At 66.0% G+C, this 26,754-nt stretch carries 24 protein-coding genes; 17 read left to right on the top strand and 7 right to left on the bottom strand.

Annotated elements, in window-relative coordinates; translation table 11 throughout:
* Positions 1 to 146 precede the first annotated feature (146 nt).
* The gene (locus tag G3545_RS07930) at positions 147 to 821 is read left to right on the top strand and encodes a GntR family transcriptional regulator (RefSeq protein ID WP_170011444.1); all 675 of its coding nucleotides are present in this window, start codon (positions 147 to 149) and stop codon (positions 819 to 821) included.
* 221 nt (positions 822 to 1,042) lie between these two features.
* The gene (locus G3545_RS07925; protein WP_170011442.1) at positions 1,043 to 2,572 is read left to right on the top strand and encodes a hypothetical protein; all 1,530 of its coding nucleotides are present in this window, start codon (positions 1,043 to 1,045) and stop codon (positions 2,570 to 2,572) included.
* On the opposite strand, the gene G3545_RS07920 is transcribed toward G3545_RS07925, so the two are convergent.
* Both G3545_RS07920 and G3545_RS07915 read right to left on the bottom strand, forming a co-directional pair.
* On the bottom strand, positions 2,535 to 3,821 hold the full coding sequence (locus G3545_RS07920) for a hypothetical protein (protein WP_170011440.1): 1,287 nt from the start codon (positions 3,819 to 3,821) through the stop codon (positions 2,535 to 2,537). The two genes, G3545_RS07925 and G3545_RS07920, sit on opposite strands and share 38 nt — an antisense overlap.
* A gap of 2 nt (positions 3,822 to 3,823) precedes the next feature.
* Complete coding sequence (locus G3545_RS07915; protein ID WP_170011437.1) at positions 3,824 to 5,656, bottom strand: S8 family peptidase; 1,833 nt, start codon at positions 5,654 to 5,656, stop codon at positions 3,824 to 3,826.
* 171 nt (positions 5,657 to 5,827) lie between these two features.
* Here G3545_RS07915 and G3545_RS07910 point away from each other — a divergent pair, with 171 nt between their 5' ends.
* The 4 genes from G3545_RS07910 (at position 5,828) to G3545_RS07895 (ending at position 10,368) form a co-directional block, all read left to right on the top strand.
* Positions 5,828 to 7,339, top strand: a complete 1,512-nt coding sequence (locus tag G3545_RS07910) for an MBL fold metallo-hydrolase (RefSeq protein ID WP_170011435.1) — start codon at positions 5,828 to 5,830, stop codon at positions 7,337 to 7,339.
* A 204-nt stretch (positions 7,340 to 7,543) separates the two neighbouring features.
* Positions 7,544 to 9,166 carry an ABC-F family ATP-binding cassette domain-containing protein gene (locus G3545_RS07905; protein ID WP_170011433.1) on the top strand — a complete coding sequence of 541 codons (1,623 nt, stop codon included), beginning with the start codon at positions 7,544 to 7,546 and terminating at the stop codon, positions 9,164 to 9,166.
* 124 nt (positions 9,167 to 9,290) lie between these two features.
* The gene (locus G3545_RS07900; RefSeq protein WP_170011431.1) at positions 9,291 to 9,734 is read left to right on the top strand and encodes an SRPBCC family protein; all 444 of its coding nucleotides are present in this window, start codon (positions 9,291 to 9,293) and stop codon (positions 9,732 to 9,734) included.
* 160 nt (positions 9,735 to 9,894) lie between these two features.
* Positions 9,895 to 10,368, top strand: a complete 474-nt coding sequence (locus tag G3545_RS07895; protein ID WP_170017959.1) for a VOC family protein — start codon at positions 9,895 to 9,897, stop codon at positions 10,366 to 10,368.
* A gap of 59 nt (positions 10,369 to 10,427) precedes the next feature.
* Here G3545_RS07895 and G3545_RS07890 read toward each other — a convergent pair whose 3' ends face one another.
* The gene (locus G3545_RS07890) at positions 10,428 to 11,570 is read right to left on the bottom strand and encodes an alpha/beta hydrolase (protein ID WP_170011429.1); all 1,143 of its coding nucleotides are present in this window, start codon (positions 11,568 to 11,570) and stop codon (positions 10,428 to 10,430) included.
* 174 nt (positions 11,571 to 11,744) lie between these two features.
* On the opposite strand from G3545_RS07890, the gene G3545_RS07885 reads away from it, so the two are divergent.
* The 4 genes from G3545_RS07885 to G3545_RS07870 all read left to right on the top strand — a co-directional run bounded on the left by G3545_RS07885 (position 11,745) and on the right by G3545_RS07870 (position 16,699).
* Positions 11,745 to 12,605: an aldo/keto reductase gene (locus G3545_RS07885; protein ID WP_170011427.1), complete on the top strand. Its 861-nt coding sequence runs from the start codon at positions 11,745 to 11,747 to the stop codon at positions 12,603 to 12,605.
* A 99-nt stretch (positions 12,606 to 12,704) separates the two neighbouring features.
* Positions 12,705 to 13,199, top strand: a complete 495-nt coding sequence (locus G3545_RS07880; RefSeq protein ID WP_170011425.1) for a MarR family transcriptional regulator — start codon at positions 12,705 to 12,707, stop codon at positions 13,197 to 13,199.
* Positions 13,196 to 13,876 (top strand): GNAT family N-acetyltransferase, encoded by a 681-nt coding sequence (locus tag G3545_RS07875; RefSeq protein WP_170011423.1) that lies wholly within the window; start codon positions 13,196 to 13,198, stop codon positions 13,874 to 13,876. The genes G3545_RS07880 and G3545_RS07875 overlap by 4 nt, the downstream gene beginning before the upstream one ends.
* Before the next feature lie 354 nt (positions 13,877 to 14,230).
* The gene (locus tag G3545_RS07870) at positions 14,231 to 16,699 is read left to right on the top strand and encodes a glycogen/starch/alpha-glucan phosphorylase (protein WP_170011421.1); all 2,469 of its coding nucleotides are present in this window, start codon (positions 14,231 to 14,233) and stop codon (positions 16,697 to 16,699) included.
* A gap of 229 nt (positions 16,700 to 16,928) precedes the next feature.
* Here the strand turns inward: G3545_RS07870 and G3545_RS07865 are convergent, their stop codons facing one another.
* A complete protein-coding gene (locus G3545_RS07865; protein ID WP_170011419.1) occupies positions 16,929 to 17,639 on the bottom strand; it encodes a L,D-transpeptidase in 711 nt (236 codons plus the stop codon).
* A gap of 135 nt (positions 17,640 to 17,774) precedes the next feature.
* Positions 17,775 to 19,316, bottom strand: coding sequence for an adenosine deaminase (locus tag G3545_RS07860; RefSeq protein ID WP_170011417.1), 1,542 nt, complete (start codon positions 19,314 to 19,316; stop codon positions 17,775 to 17,777).
* A gap of 401 nt (positions 19,317 to 19,717) precedes the next feature.
* On the opposite strand from G3545_RS07860, the gene G3545_RS07855 reads away from it, so the two are divergent.
* The 3 genes from G3545_RS07855 (at position 19,718) to G3545_RS07845 (ending at position 21,052) form a co-directional block, all read left to right on the top strand.
* The gene (locus G3545_RS07855) at positions 19,718 to 19,981 is read left to right on the top strand and encodes a hypothetical protein (RefSeq protein ID WP_170011415.1); all 264 of its coding nucleotides are present in this window, start codon (positions 19,718 to 19,720) and stop codon (positions 19,979 to 19,981) included.
* Positions 19,982 to 20,204: 223 nt separating this feature from the next.
* Complete coding sequence (locus G3545_RS07850; protein WP_170011413.1) at positions 20,205 to 20,459, top strand: hypothetical protein; 255 nt, start codon at positions 20,205 to 20,207, stop codon at positions 20,457 to 20,459.
* A 284-nt stretch (positions 20,460 to 20,743) separates the two neighbouring features.
* Complete coding sequence (locus tag G3545_RS07845) at positions 20,744 to 21,052, top strand: hypothetical protein (RefSeq protein WP_170011411.1); 309 nt, start codon at positions 20,744 to 20,746, stop codon at positions 21,050 to 21,052.
* A 27-nt stretch (positions 21,053 to 21,079) separates the two neighbouring features.
* On the opposite strand, the gene G3545_RS07840 is transcribed toward G3545_RS07845, so the two are convergent.
* Positions 21,080 to 22,735, bottom strand: a complete 1,656-nt coding sequence (locus tag G3545_RS07840) for an MBL fold metallo-hydrolase (protein ID WP_170011409.1) — start codon at positions 22,733 to 22,735, stop codon at positions 21,080 to 21,082.
* 112 nt (positions 22,736 to 22,847) lie between these two features.
* Between G3545_RS07840 and G3545_RS07835 the strand changes: the two genes are divergently transcribed.
* The 4 genes from G3545_RS07835 (at position 22,848) to G3545_RS07820 (ending at position 26,223) form a co-directional block, all read left to right on the top strand.
* A complete protein-coding gene (locus G3545_RS07835; RefSeq protein ID WP_170011408.1) occupies positions 22,848 to 23,267 on the top strand; it encodes an META domain-containing protein in 420 nt (139 codons plus the stop codon).
* A 363-nt stretch (positions 23,268 to 23,630) separates the two neighbouring features.
* Positions 23,631 to 24,044 (top strand): hypothetical protein, encoded by a 414-nt coding sequence (locus tag G3545_RS07830; RefSeq protein WP_170011407.1) that lies wholly within the window; start codon positions 23,631 to 23,633, stop codon positions 24,042 to 24,044.
* Positions 24,045 to 24,208: 164 nt separating this feature from the next.
* Positions 24,209 to 24,598 carry a mannan-binding protein gene (locus G3545_RS07825; protein ID WP_170011406.1) on the top strand — a complete coding sequence of 130 codons (390 nt, stop codon included), beginning with the start codon at positions 24,209 to 24,211 and terminating at the stop codon, positions 24,596 to 24,598.
* 47 nt (positions 24,599 to 24,645) lie between these two features.
* Positions 24,646 to 26,223 (top strand): alkaline phosphatase family protein, encoded by a 1,578-nt coding sequence (locus G3545_RS07820; RefSeq protein ID WP_170011405.1) that lies wholly within the window; start codon positions 24,646 to 24,648, stop codon positions 26,221 to 26,223.
* Here G3545_RS07820 and G3545_RS07815 read toward each other — a convergent pair.
* The gene (locus G3545_RS07815; RefSeq protein WP_170011404.1) at positions 26,220 to 26,504 is read right to left on the bottom strand and encodes a hypothetical protein; all 285 of its coding nucleotides are present in this window, start codon (positions 26,502 to 26,504) and stop codon (positions 26,220 to 26,222) included. The genes G3545_RS07820 and G3545_RS07815 overlap by 4 nt on opposite strands.
* Positions 26,505 to 26,754: the final 250 nt, after the last annotated feature.

Here is a 26,754-nt window from a genome sequence, read left to right as displayed (position 1 = left end):
CATGATTGTGCATGCAATTTCTAGATATTGCGTGCTGAAATAGAATTCACCGCCGCTCAATTTCTGGGCTGTGTGCATTCGCGGTTTTATGCGAGACATTGAGAGTGATTTTCGCGCTGACAGCAGCGGGATAGGGCCTGCGCCTCATGGCGGACGAACGTCAGACCAGAACCGAGAAGCTGGCCGAGGAACTGGCCGATGCCATTCTCGACGGCACACTGGAGCCCGGCTGCCGGCTCGATGAGCTCATGCTTGCGGAACGCTACGGCACCTCGCGGACCCCGGTGCGCGAGGCCTTGCGCCAACTTGCAACCACCGGCCTGATCGAATTGCGCCCGCGCCGCGGCGCCGTGGTGACGCAAGTGACCTCCGAGCAGTTGGAGACGCTGTTCGTCGCCATGGGCGAACTGGAGGCGACCTGCGCCCGGCTTTGCGCGCTGAGCATGACCCCCATCGAGCGCCGCCGGCTCGAGGCGATGCAGGAGGCGATGGGTGAGTTGGTGGCACGCGGCGACGTCGCCGGCTACACCGCGGCCAATACCAGCTTCCACACCATGCTCTATGCCGGCGCGCATAATCCGGTGCTGTCGGAAATGGCGATCGGCCTGCGCCGGCGCCTTGCGCCGTTCCGGCAGGCGCAGTTCCGCGCCTCCGGCCGGCTGGCGCGTTCGCACATCGAGCACGGCGTCGTCGCGCGCGCCGTGCTGGCCGGCGACGCTGCCGGCGCCCATGCCGCCATGCTGCATCATGTGAGCCTCGTGGAGGACGCCTTCGAGCAGCTGAAACTGCAGAGCGGCCGAGCTGCCGGCGCGGCGCGCTGAGCCGCCCCGACCGCCTTCGTGAGGGCAGGGGCACGTCGCACGCCGATTAGTCGCGAGGCCGGCAGTATAGGCGGCCATAGCGAAGCTATGCGCGTTAGCCATTTGCCGATCATGCAAATATCGCCTGCCGTAAAATCATGTATTCTGGTCGCATCACAATCCATGATTAGCGTGCCGGCTTCACTTCGGCATGGCGACAATTCTGGCCGGGGGCGGCATCAATGGAATCGGACGCGACGACCTTCATACCCGACACTGCCGTCACGCCGGCGCGCGACGGCAAGAGGACCGCGGTGGTGCTCATCCACGGCATGGGCGAGCAATGGCCGATGGAGACGCTGCGCGGATTTGCCGACGCCGCCTGGACGAAAGACCCGGAACTGATCCCGGAAGGCCAGACGCAGATCTATTCGACGCCGGACCGCATCACCGGCAGCTTCGAACTGCGCCGCATCACCACCCGCTACTGGAGCGGCGAGAAGCGGCGGCGCGTCGATTTCTTCGAGTTCTACTGGGCCCACATGATGCAGGGCAACACGCTCGGCGCCGTCATTGGCTGGCTGAAGCGGCTGCTGGTCCGCTCGCCGTCGCGGGTGCCGGCGCGCCTCAAGGCGGGCTGGATTGTCGGGCTAATCCTGTCCCTCATCATCGGCGTGTTCGTGCTGATCACGGCGCTGAAGCTGTGGGATCTGGTCGGCTGGCCGTCCTTCATCTTGTCGGCGATCGTCGCCGCGGCCTCGCTCCTCGCCACGGTGTGGATCGTCCCCGTGCTGGGCGATGCCGCCCGCTATCTGAGCCCGGCGCCGGGCAATGTCGCCGCGCGCCAGGCGATCCGCGAGGCGGGCATCGACCTCATCACCAAGCTCCACACCAGCGGGCAATATGACCGCATCATCCTGGCCGGCCACTCGCTCGGCTCGGTGATCGGCTACGATATCCTCAATCACGCCTGGGGCCGGCTCCATAGCGAGGATCTGCTCGCCGGCCACGGCAAGCATTCCAGGGCGATGCAACTCCTCACATTGCTCGAGGAGATTACCCCGACGCTGAACAAGGACGCGCCGGACGGCCTGTCGGACTATCGCGAATTGCAGCGCGCCTATTTCGCCGAACTGTCGAAGATGAAGAACAAGGCCGGCGAGCCGCTGTGGCTGGTCAGTGACTTCGTCACCATGGGCTGCCCGCTGTCGAAGGCTGACGTGCTGCTCGGCAAGGACGAGGCCGATCTCGAAGCGCGCAAGGCGCTGCGCGAGGCGCCGACCGTGCCGCCTTTTCTGGAGCGCAAGAAGCCGCCGCGCTTCTCCTATCCGCCGGACGCCGACACCAGGACGCCACACCATGGCGCGGTGTTCGCCCCGACGGTGTGGACCAACATCTATTATCCGAGTGCGCTGGGCCTGTTCGGCGATTTCATCTCCGGCCCGGTCGCCTCGCTGCTCGGCGCCGGCGTGCGCGATATCCGGGTGCCGATGGGCACACCGCGGTTCCGCCATCTGTCCTATTGGACGGCGCCCGAAAAGGCCGGCCCGGCCATCCGCGCGCTGCGCCGCGCACTCAATCTGCGCGGCCATGACGAGGCGACACTCTGGGGCGCGGCGGCCGACTTCAATCCGGTCGACGCGGAGACGCTGGGCGAGCGTATCATACCGGAGCCCGCGGCGCCGGTCGCCGAGCCCGTGCCGGAGAGCCCGGTCGTCGACTATCCCGCGCCGCTCATAGCGCCAGCCTCACCGGGCCCTCCGCGACCCTGATCTTTCCCTCGGACTTCCACCGCCCGACAATGTCGGCGATGGCGTGCTTCTTGGGGTCGAAGGGGCCCTCCTTGCGATCCTTCAGCCAATCCTTATGCGTCGCGTCGCAGGATTCCGCGCTGTAGGTCAGGTGCACCGTGAAGCCGCCTTGCGGGCGGGCTTTCTCGATCATCTCCAGCGTCTCCCGGTCGGGATTGCCGTAAGTGCCATCCGCGGAGGCGACGTAATGGTCGGCCTGGATCTTCTTGAAGAACGAGACGTCGAGATTGCGCGATGAGCCGTGGTGCGGAAGCTTCAGTATGTCGAGCTTCAGCGGTCCGGATGCCGGCATCAATTTGGCGGCCTCCAGCCCTTCGAGAACATGATCGCCCCGCGCGTCACCGGTAAGCAGGAGCTTCCGGCTACCGCATTCCATTACCACCACGATGCTGGAAAGGTTCGGCACGCTCTTGTCGAGATAGGCCGCGAGGGCGGCGGTGGCGTCCTTGTCCTTCTGCTTCGCCTTCCACTTCGCCCATTCCTTCTGCAGATCGTCGATCTCCTCCTTCAGCGGCCCGACCACGGTGAGTGTCGCATCGCCGAGCCGCAGCACCCGCGGCTGCGCGGTGGTGAACTGGATCAGGCCCTGATCCGGCGGGTTGCGGTTGATCTTGAGCGCCGCGGCCAGCGAGGCGAGCTTGCTGCCCTGGCCATAGCTTTGCAGCACGAGACGGGCGGTGTGCGCCTTGTCGTCCAGCAGCACGCCGGAGACGGCATTGAGGCTCGCCAGCACCGTCTCCCCGCTCATGGCACGCGCCGCGCCGCCTTCGCCTTCGCCGACCAGCCCGTCGAAGCTGTTGTGCAGCAGCCAGCGCGGCTGGTAGGCGCGCGGTGCCCGGCGCTCATCGGCGTCGCGCAGGGTGCCGAACAGATCGAGGATGCCGAGTATGTGGTCCTCGTCGATGTGGCTGACCATGACGGCGTCGATGGCCAGCGGCTTCTCCGCCGGCGGGCCGGCCGATATCTCGTCGAGGCGCGGCTTGAGCGAGGTGCGGAACACCCCGGACGGCCCGCCATCGACCAGCAGCCGGATCGGGCGCTCCGGACCCGGCAGCGTCAGCAGCAGGCAGTCGCCATAGCGCGCCGGCAGCGCTTCGAAGATCAGGCCGGTCTTGCTCTTGGTCGTCGCCGTGTCCGCGGCGGCTGCGGCCGGGGTGCGACGCGCCCGCGGGGGGGAGGCCGGGGAAGCTCGTTTTGCTGTCTTCGCCATTTTCACACCGTTTGCAGGGCGCGTAGCGCGTCGACGAGGCCGGCGCCCTGGAAATAGGACTCGCGGCCGAGGCTGGTGGCGCTGGAGATGATGACCGACTTCACCCGGGCCGGATCGCCGACCATTTCCGGATGCCGCGCCATCAGCAGCGCGGCGACGCCGGAAACATGCGGCGCCGCCATGCTGGTGCCGTCGAGCCGCCCGAAGCCGAGATTGGGCAGCGGCCCGTCGATACGCTCGCCCGGCGCCACCACGTCGGGCTTGGCCCGCCCGTCCGCGGTCGGCCCGCGCGAGGAGAAGAAGCTGACGCCATATTCGTGCGGCCGCTCGCGATGGGTGGAACCCACCGTGATGACCGACGCCGCATTGCCGGGATCGGCGATGGAGATCGAGGCATAGCCGGCATAGTCGCCATCATGGGTGGTGAAGCGCTGCGCGCCCCAATTGCCGGCGGCGGCGACCACGGTGACGCCGGAGGCGACGGTGGCCTCGCAGGCAAGGCACACCGGGGTGCGCCCGCAGGCATAATTGTCGCGATCATGCACCAGGCCGATGGAGAGATTGACCCCGTGGATGCTCATGAAGCGGTTGCGCCCGTTCATCCAGCGCACGAATTCCAGCGCCGCGATCACCGCGAACTCGGTATCGGTGGCGGTGTCGCCGAGCACCCGCAGATCGAGCAGCCGCAGATTGGGGCAGACGCCGCGGAACACCTCGCCGCCATCCTCGCGCCAATCCCCGGCCAGCACGCCGGCGACATGGGTGCCATGGCCGTCCGGCTTGTCGTCGGCGACGGCGTCGAGCCGGTCGGGCGCCACTTCCAGCAGCCTGGAGAGCGCATCCCAGTCATAGGGCCGGCCTTCCTGCGCATCGGCTTGCAGCCGGGCGAGCAGGGCGGCCGCCGCGTTGGCGTCGATCAGCAGCTTGCCCTGGATCTCGGCGAGGATTGCCGCGCGCTGGCCGGCATCGGCGAGCGTGTCGAACGAGGCGAGCGCCCGCATCCGCGCGAAATCATAGGCGTTGTCCACGCGCGTGGCGAAATTGCCGGCGGCGTGGTCGCGGAACGCCGGGTGGGAGCCGTCAATGCCGGAATCGATCACCGCCCAGGTCAGGTTGCGGCAATCAATGTCGAACACCCGCTGCGCCGCGTCCGCCTTGATGGTGGAAACCGAGAGCGAGAGCGGCACCACCTGCCGGTTCAGCGCCACCCGCCAGATCAACGGGTCGACCCGCGCAAGGGGTGGCCTGAGATCGCGCTCCAGCGGCAGCGGCATGTCGCCGGCGGTGCCGGCCATCACCGGCATCGAGGACTGATCGTTGCTCGCAATCAGCAGGCCAGCATCCAGCTTGCGGGCCAGCAGCAGCAAGGTGACCAGCAGCGCGGCGCGGACCTCCGGCGATAGCCGGCCGCGGCTGACATCGATGAAGGCGGCGAGATCCCGCGCGGTGAGCGGGGCCACCATGTCGCCGCCGCGGCGCGCCAGCATCAAGGTGCGCAGGTCGTCGAAGGCAGCGTCGAGGTCGAGCCCGGTGCACGGCAGCACCTCGCTGACGAACTCCTCGAAGCCGAGCCGGATCGCGACCGTGGCCTCCAGCGGCGCGATATGGCGCGGCACCTTCGTCGGCACGCCGTCCAGCGCCTTGTGCAGCACGCGGGCGAGAGTGGCCGCCGGCGTGGTGTCGAGCGGAGTCAGCAGGAGGTCGACCGGATCGGCCGGCTTGCCGGCGAAGGCGATCCAGACATCCACCTGCACGGCGGATTCATTGAGCAGCCGCAGCCCGGCGCGCCCATCGAACAGAATCCGGCGAACGAGATCATCGGCGACCCTAGCCACAACGCCCCCCTGGAGTCGGCTGGTCCGGCACAGTCAAGCACGTATTGCGGTAGTCGCGCTACAGGGTCGTGGAAGAGCGTGCAAGCTCCGCACTCGGCAACGGGAGTTGGCTGTGCTCCATTTACGTAAACAACTTCAGGTGGCATCATGTGCCCGCGGGGGGACACGCAAATGGCGAAACCTGATTTCGATGCGTTTATCGGGGCGAAGTCCGCAGATCTCTTTGTCGACTCGACGGGAGAAAAGACAGCCGGCTATCTGTTATGGGGCGATGGCGTCCATCTTCTTGGAGAGCGCCAGAATGGCCGCCTCCGCGTCAGGGCACGCGGCCGCGAGCGAGCCGGCTGGATCGACGAGGATGCGCTGAGGGGCGGCAAGTCTCTTCTGGAGGTGTATTTCATCGATGTCGGCCAAGGCGACGGCGTGCTGATCAAGACCCCTGACTTCCGGCACATCATGATCGATGGCGGCCATCCTCGCAGCGCGCAGAATACCGGCAAGAGCGCGGCCGATTTTGTGGACTGGAAGTTCTTTGAGGATTACGGCCTGGACGAAATCACGCTCGACGCCATGATCGCGTCTCACAATGATTTCGATCACTATGGCGGCCTTGCCGATCTCCTGGACACGGCGCAGGAAGGCGAACTCGACACCCAGGAAATCCATGTCGAGGCTTTCTATCACGCCGGCATTTCATGGTGGACCAAGCCGGACGGTACCGATCGCACTTTGGGTCGTACCGTGGTGAGAGGCGACGCGCAGTACCAGGTGCAATTGCTCGGCGACCGGGCCTCGGCCGAAAACGCTGCCGGCCCGGGCGGCTCCAGGCTTCAGGGTGCCTGGGGCAATTTCATCGGGAAGGTGGTGGCGGCGCGGCGCGCTGACGGCCAGCCCACCTCGATCACCCGGCTCAGCCACGTCACGCCATTCCTGCCCGGCTTCGGACCCGACGACAATGGCCCGGTCATCCATGTTCTGGGTCCCGTCGAATTCGACGTCGATGGCCAGCCGGGCCTCCAGAAACTGGGGGCGGATTCCAAGACCACGAACGGCAACAGCGTCCTGCTGCGCATGGATTTTGGCCGCGCGCGGATCTTGTTGACCGGCGACTTGAACAAGACAAGCCAGCAGGCTTTGCTCGATTTCTACACCGGCCGCCGGCTGGAGTTTCAATGCGATGTCGCCAAGGCCTGCCACCATGGCAGCGAAGATGTGTCATACGCCTTCCTTCAGGCCATGGCGCCGGCGGCGACAATCATCAGCTCCGGTGACGGCGAGGGGCATGATCATCCCAAGCCGCGTGTGGTCGCCGCCAGCGGCGCCGTCGGACATCTCTCCATTGAGGACGACGAGATCATCACGCCTCTCGTCTACTCCACCGAGCTGGCGCGCTCGGTCTCCATCGGCAATCCGAAGGCTTTGCGGATTAGCGACCCCGATAGCGACCAGGAGCAGCGGATCGAAGCGAACGAACTGCAGCGCGTCACCATCGAATTCACCGAGACCAAGCCGGGCGCACTGCGTCCGGCAAAGAAACAGCGCGTGCTATCGCGCACGAAACTGGTGGCGGGCCTCATTTATGGTCTGGTCAACGTGCGGACGGATGGTGACACGATACTCACGGCAACGATGAACGAGGGCGACGGCTCCTGGGCCGTAAAGACGTTCCGATCGCGCTTCTGACCGCATGCCGTGGTCGGCACGGCATGCGGTCCGGCGTCACCTTCGTGCGGAGCGCCGGCGGCGGCCTTCGAGGATGGACAGGCCGGCAAGGCATTATAACGCCTCCGCCACGTCAAATCCGGCCATGCGCCCCCGCGTCACCTTCCGCGCGGGGTCGGGATGGCTTATCTGCGCGGGCTAAATCCCTGAAGGCACCGCGCGCGCATGATCCGTCTCGACAATATCGGCAAGCAGAATGGCAAGCAGATCGTCTTCATCGAGGCCTCCATGGCCCTCTTGAAGGGCGAGAAGGTCGGCCTCGTCGGCCCCAATGGCGCCGGCAAGACCACGCTGTTCCGCCTCATCACCGGGCAGGAACCGCCGGACGAGGGGCAGATCTCGGTCGATCGCGGTGTCACGCTCGGCTATTTCAGCCAGGATGTCGGCGACATGGCCGGCCGCAGTGCGGTGGCCGAGGTGATGGACGGCGCCGGCCCGGTGAGCGTGGTCGCCGCCGAGCTGAAGGAACTGGAGGCCGGGCTCGGCGACCCCGACCGCGCCGACGAGATGGAAGCCCTCATCGAGCGCTATGGCGAGGTGCAGGCCCGCTTCGAGGAACTGGACGGCTATGCGCTGGAGGGCCGCGCCAGCGAGGTGCTGGCCGGCCTCGGCTTCACCCAGGAGATGATGGACGGCGATGTCGGCAAGCTCTCCGGTGGCTGGAAGATGCGCGTCGGCCTCGCCCGAATCCTCTTGATGCGCCCGGACGTGATGCTGCTCGACGAGCCGTCGAACCATCTCGATCTCGAAAGCATCATCTGGCTGGAGTCGTTCCTGAAGAATTATGACGGCGCACTGATGATGACCTCGCATGATCGCGAGTTCATGAACCGCATCGTTTCCAAGGTGGTGGAGATCGACGGCGGCGCGCTCACCACCTTCTCCGGCGACTATGAGTTCTACGCCCAGCAGCGCGCGCAGAACGAGAAGCAGCAGCAGGCGCAGTTCGAGCGCCAGCAGGCGATGCTCGCCAAGGAGATCCAGTTCATCGAGCGCTTCAAGGCGCGCGCCTCGCACGCCGCTCAGGTACAGAGCCGGGTGAAGAAGCTGGAGAAGATCGATCGCGTCGAGCCGCCGCGCCGCCGCGAGACCATCGAGTTCGAATTCCGCCCGGCGCCGCGCTCCGGCGAGGACGTGGCGAGCCTGAAAGGCGTGCACAAGAGCTACGGCAATCGCAGCATCTATGAGGGGCTCGACCTGCAACTGCGCCGCCGCGAGCGCTGGTGCGTGATGGGCATCAACGGCGCCGGCAAGTCGACCTTGCTGCGCCTGATCGCCGGCGCCACCAAGCCGGACGCCGGCACGGTGGCACTCGGCGCCAGCGTGAAGATGGGCTATTTCGCCCAGCACGCCATGGAGGTGCTGGAGGGCGAGCGCACCGTGTTCGAGACGCTGGAGGATGCCTTCCCGCAGGCCGGGCAGGGGTCGCTGCGCGCGCTCGCCGGCTGCTTCGGCTTCTCCGGCGACGATGTCGAGAAGAAGTGCCGCGTGCTCTCCGGCGGCGAGAAGGCCCGCTTGGTCATGGCCAAGATGCTCTACGACCCGCCGAACTTCCTGGTGCTGGACGAGCCCACCAACCATCTCGACATGGCGACCAAGGAGATGCTGATCGGCGCTCTGGCGAGCTTCGAGGGCACCATGCTGTTCGTCTCGCATGACCGGCATTTCCTCGCCGCGCTGTCGAACCGCGTGCTGGAGCTGACGCCGGAAGGCATCCACCAGTATGGCGGCGGCTATGTCGAGTACGTCGCGCGCACCGGGCAGGAGGCGCCGGGGTTGCGGAGCTGAGGGGCCGGCTTATCAAGCAGCTGACGGCGGCGCTGCCATTGGAAATCTGAAAGCCTGGTGTCGGAGTGGCGAAGCCTCGTTCGTCCTTGCAACATGGATCGAGCATTCATGAGGATCAACGCGCATGCCCAGCACCGTACGCCTGCACCGCGTTCTGGCCACCAGCCCGGAGAAAATCTATCGCGCCTTCGTCGAGGCCGACGCGCTCGCGAAATGGCTGCCGCCCAACGGCTTCACCTGCACCGTGCACCATCTGGAGCCAAAGGTCGGCGGCACCTTCCGAATGTCCTTCCGGAACTTCACGACGACCGATAGCCACGCCTTCGGTGGCGAGTATGTTGAACTCGTTGTCGGCGAGCGCGTGCGCTACACCGACACGTTCGACGATCCCAGCCTGCCCGGCGAGATGCAGGTGACCGTGACCTTGAAGAAAGTATCGGTCGGCACCGAGCTGGAAATCGTGCAGGCGGGCATCCCGGACGCGATCCCGGCGGAGGCTTGTTATCTCGGTTGGCAGGAATCGCTGCGCAACCTGGCAAGGCTCGTCGAGCCCGAGATCAATCAATAGCGCATCGCGCACGCAACGCTCGGGCGAGCGTTGTCAATCTCGGCATTCCGACGGCCGACCAATGCTTGCCGGGGTGGAGCAGCGCGGTTCGCGACCTATTTCGATAGAGCGCAAACGCGAATGGTTTTCTTGGCTCACATCGAGAGGAATACCTATGCCAATTGCAAAAAATACGATCTGCCTCTGGTACGACAAGGACGCCGAGGCTGCGGCCCGCTTTTATGCCGAGACCTTTCCCGACAGCGCGGTGAGTGCTGTCCACCGCGCGCCGAGCGACTATCCCTCAGGCAAAAAGGGCGACGTCCTGACAGTCGAGTTCACCGTAGCCGGCATTCCCTGTCTCGGCCTCAATGGCGGCCCCGCGTTCAAGCACAATCAGGCCTTCTCGTTCCAGATTGCCACCGACAGCCAGGAAGAGACGGACCGCTACTGGAATGCCATCGTCGGCAATGGCGGACAGGAGAATGTTTGCGGCTGGTGCCAGGACAAATGGGGCCTGTCCTGGCAGATCACGCCACGTGTGCTGACCGAGGCGATGGCAGCCGGCGGAGACGAGGCCAAGCGCGCCTTCGAGGCCATGATGGGCATGGGGAAGATCGACGTCGCCGCGATCGAGGCCGCCCGGCGCGGTTGAGACCCGCCCGGCACCTGGCGGCACATCGCCGCCGGGTGCACCCGCATCAAGCGGGCCGCTCAGCGCGACAGCTTGTCGGCCAGCCATTTGAACGAGGCGGGCGCCCATTCCTTGTAGTATTTGAAGGCACAATGCCCGCCGTCCGGGTAGATCCGCGCCTCGCGGCCGGTCACCGGGCCGTGCTCGAGCATGTAGTAGATGTTGCCGATCGGCGCGAGGATGTCGTTCTTGCCGTTGATCATGAGCGTCGGCATGGTGATGCGATCGACGAGGCCAAGCGACTTCAGCGACCACCGGTCGAAGATCTCGGTCTCCTTCTCCCTGGACCATTTTGGAAAAGCCGGCGGGCTGCCGGGCGGGCCATAGACGAACAGCGAGCGGCGGCTGCGGCCCTCCACGACCCAGTCCATCTCCTGGGGCGTCAGCTCATAGCCGAACGGATGCCCGGCGGAGGCGACGACTGCCTTGATCATCTCGGGATAGGCGCCGGCGAGCTGCATCACCGAATAGCCGCCACGGCTGATGCCGAAGGCGCCGATGCGGTTGCCGTCGACTTCCGGACGGGCGGCCATCCAGTCGACCGCGGCCATCCACGCCTTCACCGATTCCGGTGCCCACGGAAACGGGTTCTCGCCGGTGCCTGGCGCATCCATGACGAGGGCGGCGAGGCCCTCGGCGATGCACATGTCGCTCGCCCAGCCGCGATCCTCCTTGAAGACGTCCGCGCCGCACATGATGAGCACCGCGCCGACCGGCCTCGACGCGCTCGGGGCGCGGAAGTGAGCACGGATCGACTTGCCGTCGCAGGGGATGTCGACCACCTGCACCGGCGGATCGAGGTGGGCGTTCGCCTTGCGGAAGGCGCGGGCGCAATCGGCGCTCACGTCGCGCTTCAAGGGCGACAGCTCCCACGGAAAGCGGGCGATGGCGTAGTAGGTCTTGGCGATGAGATGCTCGCGGCGGGCACCCTCATAGTCCTTCTGCGCCTCCAATGCGTCGCCGCGGTCCTCGTGCGTGCGGCCCGCAGTGCGCCAGACCGGCACCCATTCGTCCTCGGTGGATGCTTTGAGGCTGTCGACATGGGCCTGCAACTCGGCGTGGTCGTCGAGCATGGCAAGCCAGCGGCGGTAGAAGCCTCTTGGCGTGACGAAGAAGGGGTTCTCGTCCGACACGATGGCGCGGCCCTCGGCGGCAGTGGTCATACGGCTTTCCTCCTGCGGCCGCACGCGACGCGGCCAGCGCTTGCGTCGGTTGGATATTTCGCGCAAACGATTGCATAGGACGTTAATGTGTCGCGTCGGCGAGAGCAACATGGCACTCGGTCACCTGCCAGCCGATCGTGCTGCAAGCCGAGCCCCGCGGGAGGAGTAGCCCAGATGACCACGACGACCACGACCACCACCGCGGGCGGCCCGCGGGTCGCCACCGCCTCCGGCGCCGCCATCCCTGCCATCGGCTACGGCACCGGCGGAATGCGCTCCACCACCGTCGAATCCATACTGGCGGCGCTCAGGAGCGGCTATCGCCATATCGACACCGCCCGCAAGTACGGCACCGAGGAGAGTGTCGGCGAGGCGCTGCGGCAGAGCGCGCTTGCGCGCGACGAGGTGTTCGTCACCACCAAGGTGTCGCACGAGGACCTCGCCCCCGTCGACTTCGAGCGCTCGACGACGGAGAGCCTCACCGCGCTCGGGATCGACCAGGCGGACCTCTTGATGGTGCACTGGCCGCTGCCGACGATGGACCTCGCCGCCACCATAGGCGCGCTCGCGCAGATGAAGCGGCGCGGCTTCACCCGCCACATCGGCGTCGCCAATTTCAACCTGACGCTGCTCGAGGAGGCGATCCGCCTCAGCCCCGAGCCGCTGACGGCGCTGCAGGCGGAGTTCCATCCCCTTCTCGACCAGTCGCGGATGATTGCGGCGTGCCGCCGGCATGGCCTCGCCTTCATCTCCTATTGCCCCCTGGCGCGCGGCCGCATCCTGGAGGAGCCGTCGCTCCTCCACATTGCCGCCGCGCATGGCAAGTCGGTGCCGCAGATCGCTCTCAGATGGCTGATCGACCATGAGGGCGTTTGCGCCATCCCGTCCTCGAGCAGCGTCGAGCGCGTCGCGGCCAATATCGACATCTTCGATTTCGCCCTCACCGCGGACGAGCGTGCGCGGATCGACGGCGTTGCCAAGCCCGACGGCCGCCTCGTCAACCCGAAAGGCCGCGCACCGGACTGGGCCGCCTAGCCGTCAGAACGACGAAGGCCCCCGCTCTGCATGCCATCGCGTTGACGCCATTATATAACACGTTATATAATAGCTTATCGATATTGAGAGGAACGGGTCTTGGTCGAGGATGTCGTGAAGTCGCTGGGCTTGCTCTGCCTCGGCAGCCGCTTCCGCCGTATCGGCGAGCGCCTTCAGGCCGATACCCAGCAGATTATCGAGGAGCTCGGCGTTTCCATTCAGGCCGCCCAGTATCCCTTTCTTGCAGCCATTGACCGCAGCGGGCCGCTGACCATCGGCGAACTCGCCCAGGCCGTCGGCATTACCCAGCCCGGCGCCACGCGCACCGTCTCGCAGCTTCTGGAGCTGGGTTACGTCGACATGCAGGCCTCGGCCAGGGATCAGCGCCGCCGCCTGGTCTCGCTGACTCCCAAGGGACAAGAGCTGGTCAACTACTCGAAGCGCGTGGTCTGGCCGCGCGTCGAACAGGCGGTGTTCGAACTCTGCGGCGGAATTTCAGGAGCGCTCCTCGACCAGCTTGCGGCGATCGAGGGCGGGCTTGCCGAGGCGCCGCTCGCCCGCCGGGGCAATCTCGACAAGGAACAGAAGCCGTGAACCACCTTCTTGACCGTCCGGCCTGGAATGCCCTTCGAACCGCCCATGCGACATTGAGCGAAGGCAACGCGCTTGCCCGCCGTTACCCGCCCTCCATCGTGCCGTTCGCAGCCGCTGCCGACGATGCGGCGGAAAGCCTCGAGGCGCTGGAGAATTTGCCGGCCCGCGACGAGGTCATGGCGCTGGTCGAGGCCGGCCCGATCGCGATCCCGCCGGGACTGATGGTCGTCGGCGAAGGCAATCTGGTGCAGATGGTCGCCGAACGTCCCTATGAGCGGATCGTGGACAGCCGGATCGAGCCGCTCGGGGAAGCCGATGCGGCGGAGATGCTCGCCCTTGCAACCTTGACCAATCCCGGCCCGTTCACATTGCGGGCGCAGGCGCTCGGAACCTTCTGGGGCGTAAAGGTCGACGGCAACCTCATAGCCATGGCCGGCCAGCGGATGCGCCCGACCGGCTTTGCCGAGCTCAGCGGCCTCTGCACCCATCCGGATTTCCAGGGACGAGGCCTCGGCACGCTGCTCTTCCGCTTCGTCGCGGGCGAGATTTCCGGGCGCGGCGAGACTGTCTTCCTGCACGCCTATGCGTCGAACACGCCAGCCATCTCGCTCTACACGGCGCTCGGCTTCCGGCTGCGCACCGAAATGAACATGCGCATCGTCAAGCGCCGCGCCTGAGCGCCGATACCTTCGGACGTCGCCGCCGATATCCGCGCACCTGGCACCACCGTCCTCGCCACCGCTCCCAGCCACGCACCCCGCGGCTGTGCAGCGCGAGCACGTGGGTCTTTTGGGGCAGCGGCTTCCATACGCATCAAGTTCGCCGCCCACCCGAGCGCCGCCTTTGCCGCGCTGCATAGGTCGCTTGCCGAAACCGAGGTCACAAAAGCTTAAAGATCGAGGCCTACCCCTCTGCATAGTACCGACCCGAGATCTGCACGCGCATTGCGTGCTCGACCACTCTTGAGATTTGCCGGCTATCAAACGTGGAAGCCCGATCGCACGGGCTTGATCGACGACAGGGGGCTCGAAATGAACATACAAACGACAGCGGCGCCGAGCGGGCAGGGCGACCAGGTTCTGGGCGCTGATCGGCTCAATGAACTGTTCGTCCAGCATCTTATGTCGGACGCCGTTGTCGAGCCCGCCGGCGCCTATGAGCGCCAACGCTTCGAAGCAGCGGCGCGGTCGGTGCGCTATCTGCTGTCGCAGCGCTGGATCGAAACGCAGCGCCACTATGACCGGCAGAATCCGAAGCGGGTCTATTACATGTCGATGGAGTTCCTCATCGGCCGGTCGCTGAGCAACAACATCGCCAATTTGATGTTGCACCCGCTGGTCGAGCGAGCGCTGCGCGACCAAGGTCTCGACGTCATGGCCATGGTCGACCAGGAGCCCGACGCCGGGCTCGGCAATGGCGGCCTCGGGCGGCTCGCCGCGTGCTTCCTCGATTCCATGGCCACCATGCAGCTCCCGGCCATGGGTTACGGGCTGCGCTACGAATACGGCATGTTCAGCCAGTCGATCGTCGATGGCTGGCAGCGCGAACGGCCGGACAATTGGCTTCGCCGGCAGGACCCCTGGGAGATTTCCCGTCGCAGCGAAGCCGTCGAGGTCAAGCTCGCCGGATCGTTCGAGATGCATAATGAGAGCCTGCAGGTGGTTCCCAACCGCCCGTCGGTTCTGGTCGGCGTCCCCTATGATCGGCCGATCGTCGGCTTCGGTGGTCGCACGATCAACAGCCTGCGCCTGTGGAACGCCGCGGCGCACGATACCTTCGACTTTCAGGAGTTCAGCACCGGGGATTTCGTCGGCGCCCTCGTCGGGGGCATCTCGGCGCAGACCGTGACCCGCGTGCTCTATCCCGATGACTCGACGGAGATGGGCCAGGGCCTGCGCTTTGTTCAGGAGTATTTCCTGGTCGCGTGCTCGCTCGCCGATCTGGTGCGGCGGTTTCGCAGCGCCAACGACGATTGGAGCACCTTTCCGGAGAAGGTGGCGATCCAGCTCAACGATACCCACCCGACGCTCGCCGTTCCCGAATTGATGCGCATCCTGCTCGACGAGGCACATCTGGGATGGGACGAGGCCTGGGACATCACCCGCCGCACGCTCGCCTATACGAACCACACGCTGCTTCCCGAGGCGCTCGAGAAGTGGCCGCTGCACTATTTCCGGAATTTGCTGCCGCGCCAGCTCGAGATCATCTACGAGATCAACCAGCGTTTCCTCTCCGAGGTGCGGCGGGTCTACCCCGGCGACGAGGCACGCATCGAGCGCGTCAGCCTCATCGAGGAAGGCGCGGAAGACAAGGTGCGGATGGCGAACCTGGCAATCGTCGGATCGCACAGCACCAATGGCGTGGCCGCGATCCATTCGCGATTGCTGCGCAGCGCGACTGTCAAGGACCTCGCCGAGATCTTTCCGGAGCGGTTCAACAACAAGACAAATGGCGTGACCCCGCGGCGCTGGCTGATGTTGGCCAATCCGGGCCTGGCGCAAGCCATCACGACCGTGATCGGCGATGGCTGGGTGACGGATTTCGGCCAGGTCGCCAGACTGAAGCCCTCCGCTGACGACCGCGGCTTTCACCAGACGTTCCTCGCGACGAAGCGCGAAGCCAAGGTCGATTTCAGCAACTGGCTGAAGGCGGCGTCCGGCGAGGTCGTCGATCCCGACAGCATCTTCGATTGCCAGGTCAAGCGCATCCACGAGTACAAGCGGCAGATGCTGAATGCGCTTCGCGTGGTGATCCTCTACAACCGGTTGCGGACCGGGTCGGCGACGGACATGGCTCCGCGGACCTTCTTCTTTGCCGGCAAGGCTGCACCGGCTTATCGCCTCGCCAAGCTGATCATCAAATTCATCAACAACCTCGCCGGCACGATCGATGGCGATCCTGTCGCGCGCGGGCGGCTCAAGGTGGTGTTCCTGCCGGAATACAGCGTCTCTCTGGCCGAGCGGCTGATACCGGCCTCCGACGTCTCCAACCAGATCTCGACGGCTGGCTACGAGGCCAGCGGCACCAGCAACATGAAGTTCATGATGAATGGTGCGCTGACCATCGGCACGCGCGATGGCGCCACGATCGAGATGGCCGAGGAGGCCGGCGAGGAGAACTTCTTCCTGTTCGGCCTGACCGCCCAGCAAGTGTCGGACACCGCCGGCTGGTACGACCCTTACTGGCACTACCATAACGACCCGGAGACCCGGGCGGCACTGGACCTGATAGCGAGCGACTATTTCAGCCAGAATGAGCGCGGCGTCTTTGCCCCGCTGCTGGATCGGCTCCTGAAGAATGGCGACCGCTATCTGCACCTTGCGGACCTCGGCTCGTATCTCGAGGCGGACCGCGCGCTCTGCGAGCTCTATGCCGACAGGGATGCCTGGGCGCGCAAGGCGATCCTCAACGTTGCCGGCTCGGGCAAATTCTCCAGCGATCGGACCATCGCACAATATGCGACCGAGATCTGGGGCGTGACGCCGTGCCCGGCGCCGTGATCGCGCGAACCGCCCGCTGGAGCCGCTTCGCCAACATCGAGGTCTAACCGGGGGCGGGCCAATTCACGATGCGGACGCCCACCAACCGGTTGGGAACGTCCGCTTTCGGGCGGCCAGATCGGGCGAACTTCCCGAGATCGCCACCCGCCTAATCGCTGAGACCCTGAGAACGGTCCTGTTCCTTGCGCTACCCGCCGACGGGCGCCTGAACCGGAGGCTGACGCGCTGCCTATGCCGGCAGGACGACCACTTTCGTTTTGACCGGCGTCCGTGCGTAGAGATCGATCATGTCCTGACTCAGGAGGCCGACACAGCCGCTGGTAACGCCTGAGCCGATCGACTCGGGATCGCTGGTCGCGTAGATCGTGTAGAGCGTGTACGCGCCATTCTGATAGAGATGAAGCGTGCGGGCGCCGAGTGGATTGTCGAGGCCGCCCGGCATGCCGCGGGCGTATTTGGCCGCCTCGGGCTGACGCTGAATCATCTCCTTGGGCGGTGTCCAGGTCGCCCATTCGCTTTTGCGCCCGACATAAGCGTCACCGCTCCACAGGAAGCCGGCGCGGCCGACATTGGCACCATAGCGGGTAGCGGATCCCTCGCCCTCGACGCGATAAACGTAGTAATTGCCGGGATCGACGATAATCGTCCCCGCCTCTTCCTTGGTGTCGTAGCGAACGGTGCGGCGATAATATTTCGGATTGACCTTGCTGACGTCGACCCCCGGAATCGGGAATTTCTCGTCGGGCAGCGGCCCGTAGAGCTTCTTCGCCTCGGCGAGGCTCATGCCATCGACTGTCCCGCAACCGGCCAGCCCGAGCGCGCCGAGACTGAGCGCCGAGCCGACCAGAAACGACCGGCGGTCGATAAGTCCCGCCCGAGGCCCGCGCAGAGCGATCTCATTCATCTTGCCGGAATCGGCATCCCCACCGTCCGTGATCATGATTCTGGACTTCCCCTGTCCTGCTCCCCGACGCGTTGATACTCCAGCATGCACAATTTGAGCAACTCCCCCGGGCCGGGACTGCCGCTACACGGCTCGACTGGCAAGCTCGGGCTTTCCATGCGGTGTGCGCCCTCACCGAGTAAGCACCGCACCCAGCGCCACCGCCTGCACCCACTCCACCCAAGTCTCTCCATGCGCCACCGACCGCTCGAAATCCGCGAACGACCGATCCAGCTTTTCCAGCTCCCGCCGCTTCTCGTCCTCGCCGAGAAACGCATGCGTGATCGCGTTGTGGGCGAGGGACTTCAATTTGCGGTAGCCGAGGCCGTGTTCGTGCGCGGCGCGGTAATATTCGTTGGACAGGTCGATGCGGGAGACCCCGGCATCGTCGGTCGCCAGCACCACCGGCACGCCGGCATTGAGATAGGTGGTGATCGGATGCTCGGTGCCGCGCACGCCGAGGATGACGTCGGAGGAGGTCAGCGCGATCTCGACGGTCACGCCGCGCCGGCGCATCTCGGCGAGCAGGCCGTTCATGTCGCGCTCGAAGCCCACCGCGGTGCCGTGGCCGATGCGGCGGGCGCCGGCAACCTCCACCGCCTCGCGGATGTGGAAGTCGAGATCGGGCGGCGGCACCAGCCCGAGCCATAGCTCGCCGGCATGCAGCGCCACCGGCACGTCGCTGCCGGTGAGGAACCCGATCCACTTCATGTGCATGCGGTAGTCGCGCAGAGAGATCCGATAATCCTCCGGCCCCACATAATTGAGGCCGACGACGCTATGAGGCGCCGCCCGCACCAGCGCGGCGGCGTGCGCGGTCTGGGTGAAGACATCCGCCGGGGCACTGTTGCGGTTCACCTGGGCGATGAAGCGATACGTGACGCCGCATCCGGGCTTGCGCCGCTCGCTGCCGCAATCGAGCAGGGCATCGATCTGCTTGACCAGTTCCGCGACCTGTTGCGCCCTCCCGGTAACCGACTGGGCAAGGCCGGCACTCTGCAGCGCCGCGAGCATCGCCGCCGGCTCGGTCTCGGTGCCGATCGCCTGCGACAATTGCCGGCGTTCGTCGCCCTCCAGCAGGGTGACCATGAACTCGGCGTACTGCACCGCATCGGCATCGTATTGCCTGAGCTGGTCGGCGATCATCTCGGCCATGCGGGCCAGCGTCGCCTGCCAGTCGGAACCGCCGGTAGCGGCGTTGAATTTGCCGAACGTGCCGAAGAACTGGTCATGGCCCGAGGGGATTGCCGGTGTCGGCAGGAACCACCGCATCGACAGCGCATCGAGCAGGAGATCATAGGTCGTCTGCCCCCGCGGGCCCGATACCGCGTCCGCGATCGGGACCACGGCAGGGTCCGCCCCGCACGGCTGGTCCGCTGCGGCGCCATTCGGGCGCGGCAGGATGGCCCAGTCGGCACGGCGTAGGCACAGCCCGTCGCGCACCGCCCAGGTGATGAAGCGTTCCGCATAGACCGCGCCGGAAAGGTGCGTGTGCAGGTCGGCGCCCTTCGGCATGCGCCGCAGGAACGCGCGCAATTGCGGGGAGTCGGCACGCAACTCCTCGAACCGTGCCGCAGTGACGACCTCGGGAAGATTGCCGGAAATGGCGACCATGCGCCAGGCGAGGGCGAGCGCCGCCAGCAGGAAGAGGGCAGCCCAGATACGGCGTCGCAAGCAAGCCTCCCGGCATGGAATCGCCGCAGAGTGTAGCTCGCGGTTGTGGGTACGGTAATCCGGCTCGGTGCCTGTGCACCGGTTTGGAAAAAGCTGCCGCCGCGGAGATGACGCTTTGTTGAACGGCGTTCTGGAACTCGCTGCGGAAGGCATCCACCAATATGGCGGCGTCTCCATCGAGTATGTCGCGCGCACCGGGCAGGAGGCGCGGCGGCTGCATCAGGTGACGCAACGGTCGCTATACAGTCGTATGGGGAAAGCCGTCACATCGTTTAGTTATCTAAATCTTCGTTCTATGTCCGCATAGACTTGCGCGTCATAGACTCTGGTAACTATCCCGGCCTTGCACGAGGCCTTGCACAAGGCCTCGCAGGAGCCGGTGTGGACAGGGAGTAACGACAATGCATGTGAAGCACCTCTCGATCCTGCTCGTCTCCGGCCTGATCGCCGCTGGTGCCGTCTCCAGTGCCAGTGCAGCGCCGCTGCGCTACGTGCCGCAGGCGGGGCACCATGGCGGCTATATCGTCGATCCCTGGATGGCGGCCAATACCAACAGGGCCATCGAGCAGGAGCCCGATGCCTCCGCTTCCGATGACGGCGGCAGCCTTGGAGGTCATCCGACTCACGACACTGGCCATGGCGGCGGGCACGGCGGCCGGCGCTGAGCCTGACGCGTAGCCGATAGATCGTCCGTCATCCCCGGGCAAAGCGGCTTGAGGTCCCTTTGCCCGGCCATGACGGACGGACATGCCCATACCAGAGTATGCGGACAGCGCGCCGGATCGCCTAGCGGACCATATGCTCGTTCAATTTCTGTATTGCCTTCAGAGCCATAGCTTGGTCGTCACCAAATCACCGCAACCCGCGGTGCTGACAGGAGAGACGACCATGTACGTCAAGACCCTTTCAATCCTCCTGGTGTCCGGCCTGGTCGCCGGCGCCGCCGTTTCCACCGCCGATGCCGCCACGCTGCGCCGGGTGCCGATTCAGCAGACCCAGGTGAACCCCTTCGATTCGTGGCTCGCCGCCAATGGCCAGACCGCCATCGACCTGCAGTCCGGCTACGACCAGGGCGCCCATGAATTCAGCCATGGCGATGGCGTCCACGAGGGCCACAGCGGTCACGGCGGCGGCCGTCGCTGAGCATCTCACCCGCGACCTCACCAGTTGGCCATCCGGCTGACCGCGGATGGGGTGCGTGCCTTGAAGAATGCAGACCGCCGAGCCACCATCCCTTGACGGTCGGCATTCTTCGGGCGCGGGATCACGATGCCGGGCCGCCTGCCCATACACCCGTATGGAGCGAGCGAACGCATCGCCTATCCTCCTATATGTACGTCTGATTTCGGCATCGGATTCAAATGCATAGCTTCAGTCCGAAAGGCGCCGCAGCTCCGCGGGAGCCGGCGCAATTGGGAGTGAAGTTCATGCATAGCAAGACCCTTTCAGTCCTTCTCCTCTCCGGCCTGATCGCCGGTGCCGCCATCTCCAGCGCCGACGCCGCCTCAATGGGTGGCGCGCCTGTGCAGCCGCAATACCAGGCGAACGATATGACTTCATGGATGGCGGCCAATGGCAGTATGGCCATCAGGCAGCAGTCCGGCGAAAACCAGCACCACCATCATGGCGACGGCGCTCGCGACGGCAATGCTCATGACAGCTCGGCCAGCAGCAGTTCGGCCGACAGCAGCTCGTCGCACAGCGGCAGCTCGCACGGTGGCGGCGGCCGGCACTGAGGCGCCCGCGCTGCCGGCCCGGCGGCGTCAGGCGTTCCCTTGCTCGTTCCGGACGGCGATCGTCGTGAGCGTCACATGCTCCGCGCTGACACGGTAGGTGCCCTGCATCCGCTTCATCGCGCGATGATAGAGCGCCGCTCGGATGGGCGGGATTGCCGGTGGTGCACCGGAGCTGACCCGCAGCACGGCAGCCGCATCGTCGCGGAATATCTCGATAGCGAGCGAGGGCCCGTCGCCATGCGCGGCGAGGGTCTCCAGCGTGGACAGCAGCACCATCTGGAACGCCACCGCATCTATCTCCGCGAGCACTTCGCCCGCCGGTGCGTGAAGCTGCACCTCGCAATGGCGCAAGGCGTGCGACGACATCAGATTGTCGGCCAGCATATGGCCGAAGCCGTGCGGATCGTCCGCCGCTTCCAGGAATTCGTCGGCGCCATGCGCCGGGGCCTGTTCGCGCGCGAGGGTCTGGCGCACCAGCTCGGCGAGGTCGGTCGTCGTGGTCGGCACCGGAAACACCAGCCCGCGGATTGCCTGGAGGAATGCATCGATCAGATAGTCGATGCGCCCGACCATGGTGCCGTGCCGGCTTCCGACCGGCTGGAAGCTCTCCACCGCGCGCGCGATCCGTCCCACCGTCGCGCCCGCCTTCATGGCCACGGACAATTCGGGCTGCTCGCCGCGCTCGAAGGCCCGCGCAAAATCGCGGAACTCCGCCAGCAGCGCGTCGATCCCGTCGAAGTCGATCGCGTCAGCGAGCCGTGACGCCTCCTCCGATTCCTCCAATTGCTCGAGATGGCTCGCCGCCAGCAGCAGGCGCGCGCCCACCAGCGCCATCAGGCGTTCGATCTCGCGCAGCAGCTCGATGGCGAACTGGCGCAGCAGCGTGATGCGCTCCTCGTCGATCCGCACGATCTCGCCGAGGTCGCCGAGCTGCCGCTCGACATCGGCGAGCAGCCCGGCCGCTTCCTCTCCCGCAAGCGGGCGCCCATGGCCGGGCCAGCACATCTCGATCCGGTGCGCGGCGATGAGGTCGCGGATCGTCTGGGTGGAACTGCGCAATGCCTCGCTGCTCCATCCGCTCAAGCCGGCGAGCCCGGGGCTCGCCCCGAACGGGACATCGCCGATGATGAGTTCGCGGCCGATGCGGAACGACACGCTGCGGGTGGAATGTCCCGGTGTCGGATAGACGTCGAGCTCGATGCCGGGTGCGATCTCGAAGCTCTCGATGGTGGTCCGGCTGGCCCCGATCATCTCAACCCGACGTCGCCCGCCGACGGGCGGCGTGGCGCCGAAGAACACGTCGTCGATGGCGAGGTCGGGGATCACGGCGTTGCGGTAGAGGATGGCGAGCGTGTGGTGCCGGTCCTTCCTGCGGATCGCGCGGGCGCCCTCGGCGTGCACCAGCGTCCATGGCCGCACGCCGCCGGGATCGAGATGTTCCACGGCGCGGAAATGATCGAGATGGGCGTGGGTGAGCAGCAGCGACACCTCCCGCGCGCCACCCGCCAGGCTTTCCGCCACCAGCTCATTGATGCGTTCGACCTGTGGTTTCTCCGCACCGGGGTCGATGATCAGGATGCGAGCGGGCGTGCGGACAATATAGGCGTTCGAATTGGTGATCGATGGCTTGCTGGTGATCGCGAAGATTTCTGCGCCCGGCGCGCCGGCGATCGGTCGCCACATCGGAACTACCTGAATACTACTGGCCATTGACGAATACAGGTCATCTTAAGCGGCACGCCGGATGGCTACAAATGGCAAGGCTGTTCCAATGCGGCAGGCGGGAGGCCGGCTCATGAAACAAGGCGCGTCGCACATCCTGCTGCCGCTCATCGCCGCGCTCGTGCTGCCGGCGGGCACGGCCGTGGCGGCTTCGCCGACCTCGCCCGCGGGCCGCTGGCTGGCGGAGGACATTCGCGGCGGCGGCGTCATCGACTATTTGCAGAGCGTGCTGGAGATCGCCGGTGATGGGCGGATCAGCGGCACCGGCGGCTGCAACCGCATCATGGGCAAGGCGCGCGTCGAGGGCGCCACGATCACCCTCGGTCCGCTCGCCACCACCCGCATGGCCTGCTCGCCCGCGGTGATGGACCAGGAGCGCAAATTCCTCGCCGCGCTCGAAGCGGTGCGCAGCTGGCGCATCGATACGGTGCGCCACAAGCTCGTGCTGCTCGGCGCCAAGGGCGAGACCCTCGTAGTGCTCGCGCGGATGTAGCGGCGTCCTCAGCGAGTAGAACACGCCATCCCGAGGCTGACTCAAAACTAACCACCTCATCCTGAGGTGCGAGCGAAGCGAGCCTCGAAGGATGCTGAAGCAGGGGAACGGGCATCGCTGACGAGCATCCTTCGAGGCCCAGGCTGCGCCTGGGCACCTCAGGATGAGGTCGTTCCGATATTGAAATGGGGATTCAGCCCATCACCCCAGTCTGCAACCCCATCCAGCCGCACCCGATTCATGGTACAACAGTCTTCCTCTAGGGTAGCCGCGTGCCGGGAAACCGACCCGGCGCCGGTTCGCCAGACGTGCAGCACATCCGGGAAAGGCCGGCGTCACGCGCGCCCGCCAGGGAGACGCACCATGTTGATGAGGGCCGTCATCTTAGTGCTTGCCATGCTTGCGCTTTACACCCTGCCGGCCCGCGCCGAATGGCGACCCGCCGGGCAGGTCTGGAACGACGCGCAAGCCCGGCACACATGCCCGCAGGTGTGCGGGCGTGTCGGCTGGCAGGGCAGCTGGAAGCTGGTGGAGGCGGGCCACAGCTCCGTCTGCCTGTGCAAGGGCAGGCGCCACGACAACTGGCTGGCCGCCAATCCTCGCGGACCGAGGATCTGCATCGAGACCGACCCGATCCGGAGCCGCCTCGAGGCGCAGATGATCTGCCCGGGCGCCTGCGGCGCGGGCACATGGGATGGCAGCTGGCACCGCATGGGTCGTGACCGCGCCACCTGCGGCTGCTCCTGGCGCTACCCCCGCGAATTCCATCCGATCTGAACGGCGGGCCGGCCGACCGGCGAGGCCGGCCACCATCAAATCCTGGTGCAACAATCTGCCTCCAGGCTAGCCCCATCCGGCTCGCCGATGCGGCGGGCCGGCGCGCGATACGTGCAGCACATCCGGAAAAGTCGGCGACACACGTCCGACAGGGGAGAGGAACCATGCTGATCAGGGCCATCGTCTTGATGCTTGCCGTGCTTGCGCTTCACACGGCGCCGGCCCGCGCCGACTGGCAATCCGCCGGGCCGATCTGGAACGACATGGACGCCCAGCGCAAATGCCCGAGCACCTGCGGGCGCGACGGCTGGGACGGCAACTGGAAGACCGTGGAGATGGGCCGCAACTCGGTGTGCTTCTGCAAAGGGAAGGGCAAGGGCGGGCGGAACTGGAGCGAGCGCGGGCCCCGCAAGCAAACCGTCGATGCCGGAGTGATCTGGAATGATGGCGACGCCAAGTGGAAGTGTCCGCGCGTCTGCGGCAACGGCAAGTGGGACGGCAACTGGCGCCACACCGGCGCCGCGCGCTCCGCCTGCGACTGCATCATGCGCTAGCCTCGCCCGTTCATCCTGAATGGCAGACTGACAGGCGAGGTGGAGAGATGGCACGCAAGTACACGCGCCGGCGTTTCGTCGGCCTCGCCGGCGGCCTTGCCGCCATGGGCGCCGCTTCCCACGCCGTGGGCGAGACGGCGCCGCAGGCCGGCAGCCGCCTGCCGGCGCCGGCCGATGCGCCGTTCGACACCGTCGTGGTGCTGATGATGGAGAACCGCTCCTTCGACCATGTGCTGGGCTGGCTGCCCGGCGCCAATGGCCGCCAGCAGGGGCTCTCCTTCCTCGACACCAGCGGCGCCGCCCACGAGACCTGGCCGCTGGGGCCGGATTTCCAGGGTTGCCCCTATGATGATCCGGACCACACCTGGCCCGGCATCGCCGTGCAATATGCTGAAGGCCGCTGCGACGGCTTCCTCAAGACCGCCAAGGTCGGCGACAGGTTTCCCATCGGCTATTACCGCGAGGACGAACTGCCGATCCTCAGCGCGCTCGCCAAGGGCTACACCACGTTCGATGCCTATTTCTCATCGATGATGGGGCCGACCTGGGAGAACCGGCTGTTCGCGCTCACCGGCACCACGCAGCTCGACGAGGGCTGGTGCGATTTCCCGCGGCCGGGCGAGCGCCGGCCGGTGCTCATCAACACCTCGATCTTCGATCGGGTGCGCGAGGCCGGCCTCAGCGCCGGCTATTACTATCACGACAGCCCTGTCACCGGCCTGTTCGCCAGCAAGCGCTATGACGACATCTCCCATCCGATCGAGAAGTTCTGGACCGATGCGCGCGCCGGCAAGCTCGCAAATGTGGTGTTCGTCGATCCCGACTACACCGACCGCGCCGAGGACATGGGCACCTCGAACGATTACCACCCATGGGGCAATCTCCTGGTGGCGGAGGGCTTCCTCGCCCAGGTTCACGACACACTGAAGGCGAGCCCGCAATGGGATCGCATGGTGTTCGTGCTCAATTTCGACGAGCATGGCGGCTTCTACGATCACGTGCCGCCGCCCGCCTGCCAGGACGATACGAAGCTCGCGGGCTCGGGCCCGCTGCCGGACCTGAAGCGCCTCGGCTTCCGGGTGCCGGCCATCGCCATGGGCCCGTTCGCGCCGCGCAAGGTCGAGACCTCGGGGCCTTATGAGCATTGCTCGATCCTGAAGATGATCGAGTGGCGCTGGGGGCTGGAGCCGATGACGACGCGCGACCGCCACGCCAGGAACCTCGCGGAAGCGCTGGACTTCACCACCCGCCGCGCGCCCATCGACCTGCCGCGCTTCGATCCCCCGCCGGCCCGCGCCTGCGCCGTCGGCGGCGGCTGGCTGGAGCTGAACGCCTCCAAGGACGGCCTGGTGAAGATCGTCTGCGAGGGCTCGGCCGGCGCCGCCTGCACCGCCCGGCTGGTGGCGCTGGAAGGCGACCTGCAACTCGCCCGCGCCCCGGTGACGAAGTTCCGCCAGGCCAGCAAGCTGATCCTGGAGCTGAAGCTCACCAAGCAGGCGCGCGCGCTGCTGGCCTCGGGCGCGAGCCGGATGCCGGTGATGCTGGAGACTACGGTTATGCCGAAGGGCGGAGCGACGTGCCGGAGCGTGTTTTCGTCGATGCTGAACGGGCCGCCGGTTCACTAGCCCTGATCGCACCCGCCGGGTTGCCGGACGCCGCTCCCGCGCTCAGGCCAGCGACACTTCTCGCGCGCGTCCCCCAGCTCATATGCCGTCAGGCTGCCCGCTGTCTGGCTCTCGGCCACCAGTTCGTTGATGCGCGCGATCTGGGCGGGCTCGGTACTGGGATCGATGATCAGGATGCGCGTCGCCGTGCGGATGAGGTAGGCGTTGGAATTGGTGATCGGCGGCTTGTTGGTAAGCGCGAAGATCTCGGCGCCAGATGCGCCAGCGACCGGTCGCCACATATCAACCACCTGACTGCTGCTGGCCAGAACACGTTCGCAGTTACTTTACGGCGTTGATTGGATGCTAACAAATGGATTGTGGGAAAGGTACCAGCGCTCAAGGCGAGCCATATTCTGAATGCTGAAAGACGCCACGACCAACTATTTCGCTAGGGGACCGCGTATAGTACTTAGATTTCTGCTTATGACCCATAGCCGACGTTTGAAACGGCCTCTCTCAGGCAATCCCGAGAGCAACGGGCCAAGGCGA

The organism is Starkeya sp. ORNL1 (assembly GCF_012971745.1).
Lineage (GTDB): Bacteria > Pseudomonadota > Alphaproteobacteria > Rhizobiales > Xanthobacteraceae > Ancylobacter.
Note: the sequence above shows the minus strand (reverse complement) of the source record. Positions and strands in the feature narration are given on the sequence as shown.